The following is a 6,623-nucleotide window of genomic DNA, read 5'->3' as shown; positions in this document are numbered from 1 at the left end:
AAGGTCGTCGACCTGGCCGTCCACGGTGACTCGCGCGGCTGGTTCAAGGAGAACTGGCAGCGCGCCAAGATGACCGCCCTGGGCATCCCGGACCTCAAGGTTGTCCAGAATAACGTCTCCTACAATGACAAGAAGGGCGTCACCCGCGGCATCCACGCCGAGCCCTGGGACAAGTTCATCTCGGTGGCCCGCGGCTCGGTCTTCGGCGCCTGGGTGGACCTGCGCGAGGGCAGCGCCACCTACGGCAAGGTCTACACGACCGTGTTGGACCCCTCCAGGGCCATCTACGTCCCGCGCGGCGTGGGCAACTCCTTCCAGGCGCTCGAGGACGGCACCGCCTACACCTACCTGGTGGACGCCCACTGGTCCCTCGAATTGAAGAAGACCTACACGTTCGTGAACCTCGCCGACCCCGAGCTCGCCATCGAGTGGCCGATCCCGCTCGATGAGGCCACCGTCTCCGAGGCCGACCTCAACCACCCGATGCTGAAGGACGTCGTCCCGATGGCGCCGAAGCGCACCCTCGTCACCGGCTGCAACGGCCAGCTGGGACATGCGGTGCGCAGGCTGGCCGAGGAGCGCGGCGTGGCGAAGGACTTCGACTTCTGCGACATCGACACCTTCGACATGTCCGACCCGTATGCCTACGCACAGTATGACTGGTCGCTCTACGGCACCGTGATCAACTGCGGCGCCTACACTGCCGTGGATAAAGCGGAGACCCCCGAGGGCCGCGTGGCCGCCTGGAAGGCCAACGCGACCGGCCCGGCCTTCCTCGCCCGCACCTGCGCCGAGCACGGGATCACGCTGGTCCACGTGTCCTCCGACTACGTCTTCGACGGCGCCGCCGAGGTGCATGACGAGGAGGAGCCCCTCAGCCCGCTGTCCGTCTACGGCCAGACCAAGGCCGCCGGCGACATCGCCGTGGCCGGGTGCCCCCGCCACTACATCATGCGCAGCTCCTGGGTCATCGGCGAGGGGCGCAACTTCGTCAAGACGATGAAGGGGCTTTCCGACCGCGTCGCCGACCCGGACGACAAGCTGGATAAGATCACCGTTGTGGACGACCAGCTGGGCCGCCTGACCTTCACGCGCGACATGGCCGAGGCCATCTTCCACGTGCTGGGGGCGCAGGCCCCCTACGGCACCTATAACTGCACCGGCTCGGGTGCGGTCAGGTCATGGGCCGACATCGCCCGCGCCGTCTTCGAGGCCGCCAACGGCAACGGCGACGGGGTCGTGCCGGTCAGCACCGCCGACTACTACGCCGGCGCCGCCGGCCCCATCGCACCGCGCCCGGTCCACTCCGCGCTCGACCTGTCCAGGCTCGAGTCGGTCGGCTTCCACATGCCCGACTGGGAGGAAGAGCTGGGGGAGTACCTCAAGACGCTCTAGTCGCTCTTAATAAATATGCGAGAATCAAAGCCGCCGTTCTTTAACGGCGGCTTTTCTTGTGCCTGGCGTATAGCTCTGTGCCGGTAAGTGCGGCGGTGGTCACCAAGCGAGAACAGCCTGTCGAGCTCATGCTAGGAGTTCGCGACGGGGCGGTTGACGGCGACCTGCCCGTCCCGGGTGAGCATGCAGGCCCAGTGGAAGGACTTCCCGACATCGAGCTAGAGGACGGCCCTCCTCGCGGGCGCTGCGTTGTTGGCCATGGTATCCTCCAATCGTCGGTCGATCGGAAGCCGTTTCCCGCGACACCCACATTACCTGGCCGTGGCCATCTTCCCTGAGGTCCGGCAGTTTCCTATCAGTCGTCTGAAACGGCGACGCCTGCGTCGGCAATACCCCCCGGGACCTCTTCGGGGCAGGGAAAGACGGCCGTACGCGGGCGCCCGATCGGCGGCCCAGACGGGCTTGCTTGCATCGTATGCGACACCGGGAAATGCATCAACGGGGTATCGAATAGCTCGTTTCTGACTGTAATGGGGCTTCGTCGCCGGTCGAGCAAAGTAGCCGGACCTTATGCGCTCTGGAGCGTTATCCATCTCGTAACGTTTCCCCGCCATTCATGGGCGTCTGAGTTTCTGGCATCGCTGTGGGCACCGCATCAGCTCAGATGTACTATCTATTGGTCTATTATGGCGAGGCTGTGGACGAGTTCATCGACTCGAAGTCGGGGCGAGGATAGACGCGAAGACAGGAGGGATTCTCTGATGGATAGCGTGTTCAATGACCATGTGTTCCCTAAATACAAGGATCAACAGGTCATGAAGCCTCAGATGCATGGCTTCAATGACCCCACTTTGAGGAATTTCATGCTGTTGGACTCGTCTGCCCTGGTGAAAGACGAGCTTAAAGCCGACAGGTTCGACGATGAGTTCATTAGATCCTTCCTCAATGCCGCCAAGGAGCTTGCGGCCGCCGGGAGGAGAGCGACCGACAGGCCGGGCATGTATGTGATGCTGGAACATTCCTACGCGATTCCGGTGATGTTCCTCACAAGGCACTGTATTGAGCTTTCAATCAAGAGGGCGATAAAAAGATGTGGGGCTAAGCCTAAGAAAGACCACAGCCTTACAAACCTGTGGAACTCCTTGCTCTCGAGGTTTCCGGGGCAAAAGTGCCGTGAAGACAATACAACCATCAAGAACATGGGTGCTTTTGTAAAAGCCATTGCCGAAATCGATGACAACGGCATCAGTCTCCGCTATCCGCAGGACAAATCAGGCAGACTGACGCAGGACAGGCCGCTATTCGTGAATGACGAGGAAGTTGTCTCGTATTTGGAGAAGTTCGTAGAGCAGCTTCAGCTGATTGACTTCGATTATCTTGTCGAGAATGGTAAATAAGCAGCTGGAGACCGCTCTTTATCGTTTGTAAAACCATTGGTTGGAATCATGGTTGTATTAGCCGGTTAATCAGAACAGCTGTTGATTATTTTTTAACAGCTTAATTAAGATACCTGTAATTTATGCATAAAAGGTAGTGAATTGCTACCTTTACCATATGGATCTGTGAGTAAGTGCTTCGAGATGATGATGCCGATCTCGCTTCAATTTATGGGTGTATCGAAAAATAAGGGCGGAGTCGCTCTCGCGTTCCCGCCCCGCAAACCCGAATGATTCTGACTTTCCCGTTATCCGGAACGGCCGGGAAAGTTCGCGTCTCAGTCCGGAAAACCCAATGCTTAAAGCGACGATGCCAAGGGGCTACTCGGTCAGCTTCTTGCATCCGTACCAGGTCAAGGGGAGGGGCAGCCTGTAGAACGAGGTCGGCTCCATAGGGATCTCCTCGAGACTTCCGTTGCCTCGCCGAACCCACGAAGTTCCGTTTGCGTCGGTGAAAGCCGTTTCGGGTGCCGTGCGTACTCCCATTCCGTGCCCTTCCGTCGGGAGCCATGTGTACCATGCTCCAGGAGGAAGTGTGCCGACGCAGACGCGGTCGGGAAAAGCGGGACGGTTGTCCTCTCCTTTGAAAGAGGGGCCGGCTCCGCTAATCCCGACACAGGTGACGATTACGTCGTAGACGGGGGACTCGCTTTCGTTTCGAAGCACGACTAACTGCCAGACGAATCGATTGTCCTTGGGCTGATCGGTTCGGTTTCGACCCCCTTCGTACCATGCCGATATGCGGGATGGCTGATACCGCTTGATGTCGTCCTCCCTGTTCCTTTTGTTCTGGCTGCTTTGCCGCAATGCGGCAATCAAGGTCCCCAAGGTAAAGAATCCGATGAATGCTTGGACAATCAGATTGGCGATGTCTATATCGATGCCAAAAATCATTGGATGGTCACCGGCTCAGCGTCGTGGGGCGATAATTCTAACTCCGAATAATACGGCTTGATCGATGGTCGACGTTACGTAAACGTCAAAATGGGTTTGTCTTAACAGCCTTATTTTCTTAAGACAAACTTGCCGCAACGCCAATTCAAAGAGTTTGCCGTGACGCAGACAGATGCAGTTGGTTGCTGAAAAGCGTGGTTATTTGGGCAGGATTCGCTTCAAAACGCCCGTCGATTATTACGATCTAATGCAGCCTGTAGGGTGGATGTACTTCGATAAGCAGTAGTCGACATGCTCTGGTTTTGAACGAAAAGTCCCAGAGACAATCGATAACGATTCTTCTTTGATGATGCGAGCGGCGCTACCATTAGCAGCGCCGCTTGTTTTCCGCTCGCAGATAGATCCCGCCATGTTGACCACCGAATGCATCTTGACCGACGTGCTCGTACTCCTATTCGGGCACAGAAATTGGAGGCGCAGCCCCCAGCGTCTACTCAGCGAAATTCGTTAAGAAAGCTGACATCGAACACTGTGAACTCCGTCATCGAATCGAATCTCATTGACTGGGATGCGTTCATTAATGATGACTTTGATGCCTATTTCAAAGCTCGCGTCATGGCTTTGCTGGACGCTATTGAGTTCGCACTGGGCAAGTCCATCTCCGATAGGGGCACCGAGGAAACAGTAAAGAGATTTGGCCGCTCATTGGAATAAGATGCTTCTTAGCTCCGTTATTGGTTATAGAAAGAAGGCTTAATGTCTGATTTTGAAATTTTGCAGCAGTTGTGCGAAACAGCAGACGAACTTTCAAAGAAATACATCAGCTCTAGTTCGCCTGACTTTAAAGCATGGAAGACAAGGGCGGACAGGCTTTTAATTAGGCGATTTGGAAAAGACAGCTACGAATTTAAAAGCTTTAACAAAATCAGCTACTCGTTGTCTTTCTTCACCTCCGGTACGCCCGACTCGGCTTTCGTTGAAGCCTGTGCGGACGGCCTGCGCAGTGCAAAAGCTGTGCTGGAGACATACCTTGATGAGTTTTCAGACGAAGGGGAAACCGGATCGACTGCAAATGTTGGAGATTATTCGAAGGTATTTATCGTTCATGGTCACAACGGAGAGCTTAGAGAAAGGGTCGCGAGAATCATCGAAAGGCAGGGCCTGACGGCGGTTGTCCTAAACGAGCAGTCAAATCAGGGCAAGACAATCATCGAAAAGCTGGAAATTGAAGGCGATGCAGCAGGAGCGGTATGCCTTTTTACGGCGGACGACGAAGGAAGAGCCCAGGCAGAACAGTCGGAAAAGCCCAGGGCTAGACAAAATGTTGTATTTGAAGCCGGATACTTTATTGGTCGGCTTGGCAGGGAAAACGTTGCAATTCTTGTTGACAAAGGTATCGAGATTCCCTCCGATCTACAGGGCGTCGTTTATACCGGAACAGACAGTTGGGAGTTCGGCCTCTTGAAAGAACTCAAGTCCATGGGATATTCCATCGACTTTAATAAGATGGATATCTAATCCGTTGATCCCTCCTTTCACCGACTGGCAAAACGATTTACACCTAATTGTGGACATTGCCCACACGATTTCTCTTTGCTCCCGCATTGATCTCGCTAAACTATTAATTGCTGCTACCAGGGCATTTTCTGGTGCACATTCTATTGGCTCCTGCGAAGATCGGAGCAGGTATGTTTGCTGCCAAGTCCCACACCAGCCGTCATTACATTCCGATTGTTGCCATGGCCTGCCTATGCGTTTTGCTGGGCGGGCCTTCTTATGCCGCTGGCGCGGAGAGCCTCATCATCGCGGGCGCGACGTACTACGAGCCGGGCGTGTCGGGCCCCGGCTGGGTCTGGACCGATGCCGACCACCTGGAGCTTAATGGCTACGCGGGCGAGGCCATCGGCGCCGAGGGCGACCTGGTGCTGACGCTTGCCGGGCAGAACTCCGTGACGGAGTCGCATGCGCCCGATGCGGACATCACGCTGTGCGGCATGGAGGTGTGGGGCAACCTGACGCTTCGCGGCACCGGGACCCTGACGGCGACGGGCTCGCAGTGCGGGATCCACGTGTCGCAGGCGCTCGTGGTTGACGGCTGCACCGTCGATGCGCGGGCAGACGGGGCCGATATTACAAACGAGGCGGTCGCCGGCGTGATTGCCGGCAACATGGCCGTGCGCGGCGGCGGGCGCGTCGTTGTCGCGGGCGCCGGGTCCGGAGCGGGCGTGCGCGCCTACGGCGTGTATCTGCAGGACGCGGGCCTTGGCGATGGTGCGGCCGGCTGTCGTCTTTCCGTCGACGCATCGTGGCTTGATGCGACAGGTGCCGATGGCGGTGTTGCGTGCACGAGCGGGTCGCTTGTGTCTGCGCGGTTTGTGGCGCCTGCTGGCGGGTCCTTTGGTGCTGGTAGCGTGGTGGATGCTGGCGGGGCCGTGGCTGCGCATGTGGTGGTTGAGCCCGAGGGCGCCACGGCTCCGGCGGGGGAGACCGACGGGCGCGAGGTGCCCGGTGGCGCGGGCGAGCCGGCTGGTGGCGCCGGTCCTGCCGGTGGGCAGCCCGGTGCCGGGTCCGCGACGGATCCCGCCCTGAAGCCCGCGACTGCGACGCCCAAGACGATCACGACAACCAAAACGACAGTAAACAGGACCACGGTGTCCACGCCATCCAAGGCCAAGGCTGCCGGCGCCGCCACCGCCACGCTCCCCAAGACCGCCGACAGCAACTGGATCGCCGCCTCATTAGCGCTATTCCTGCTAGGAGCAGCGCTTATAGCTGCCGCGCACCGCTGCTCGGTATCGCATGCATCGTCATGGCGGTTGTTCCCGCTTTGAGCTACGCAGGCAACCGATTAAAAGCGAGTTTTATGTTTCCCAAAGTAGGGGCGCACCGGCTAACGCC

General features: G+C 57.8%; 4 protein-coding genes. All 4 read left to right on the top strand.

What is annotated here, in order from left to right; all coding sequences use genetic code 11:
- Positions 1–1,395: sugar nucleotide-binding protein (locus I2F59_RS09545; RefSeq protein ID WP_195503984.1), on the top strand; the 1,395-nt coding region annotated here is incomplete at its 5' end.
- Between the two features lie 761 nt (positions 1,396–2,156).
- The gene (locus I2F59_RS09540; RefSeq protein WP_055287434.1) at positions 2,157–2,792 is read left to right on the top strand and encodes a HEPN domain-containing protein; all 636 of its coding nucleotides are present in this window, start codon (positions 2,157–2,159) and stop codon (positions 2,790–2,792) included.
- Positions 2,793–4,481: 1,689 nt separating this feature from the next.
- The gene (locus tag I2F59_RS09535; RefSeq protein WP_117636984.1) at positions 4,482–5,243 is read left to right on the top strand and encodes a TIR domain-containing protein; all 762 of its coding nucleotides are present in this window, start codon (positions 4,482–4,484) and stop codon (positions 5,241–5,243) included.
- Positions 5,244–5,413: 170 nt separating this feature from the next.
- Positions 5,414–6,556 (top strand): hypothetical protein, encoded by a 1,143-nt coding sequence (locus I2F59_RS09530; RefSeq protein WP_195503983.1) that lies wholly within the window; start codon positions 5,414–5,416, stop codon positions 6,554–6,556.
- Positions 6,557–6,623 lie beyond the last annotated feature (67 nt).

The sequence above is a fragment of the Collinsella aerofaciens genome (assembly GCF_015556945.1).
Classification (GTDB): domain Bacteria; phylum Actinomycetota; class Coriobacteriia; order Coriobacteriales; family Coriobacteriaceae; genus Collinsella; species Collinsella aerofaciens_AO.
Note: the sequence above shows the minus strand (reverse complement) of the source record. Positions and strands in the feature narration are given on the sequence as shown.

Coding starts and splice junctions, on each gene's coding strand:
- I2F59_RS09540 (WP_055287434.1), top strand. CDS start 2,157: ATGGATAGCGTGTTCAATGACCATGTGTTCCCTAAATACAAGGATCAA.
- I2F59_RS09535 (WP_117636984.1), top strand. CDS start 4,482: ATGTCTGATTTTGAAATTTTGCAGCAGTTGTGCGAAACAGCAGACGAA.
- I2F59_RS09530 (WP_195503983.1), top strand. CDS start 5,414: ATGTTTGCTGCCAAGTCCCACACCAGCCGTCATTACATTCCGATTGTT.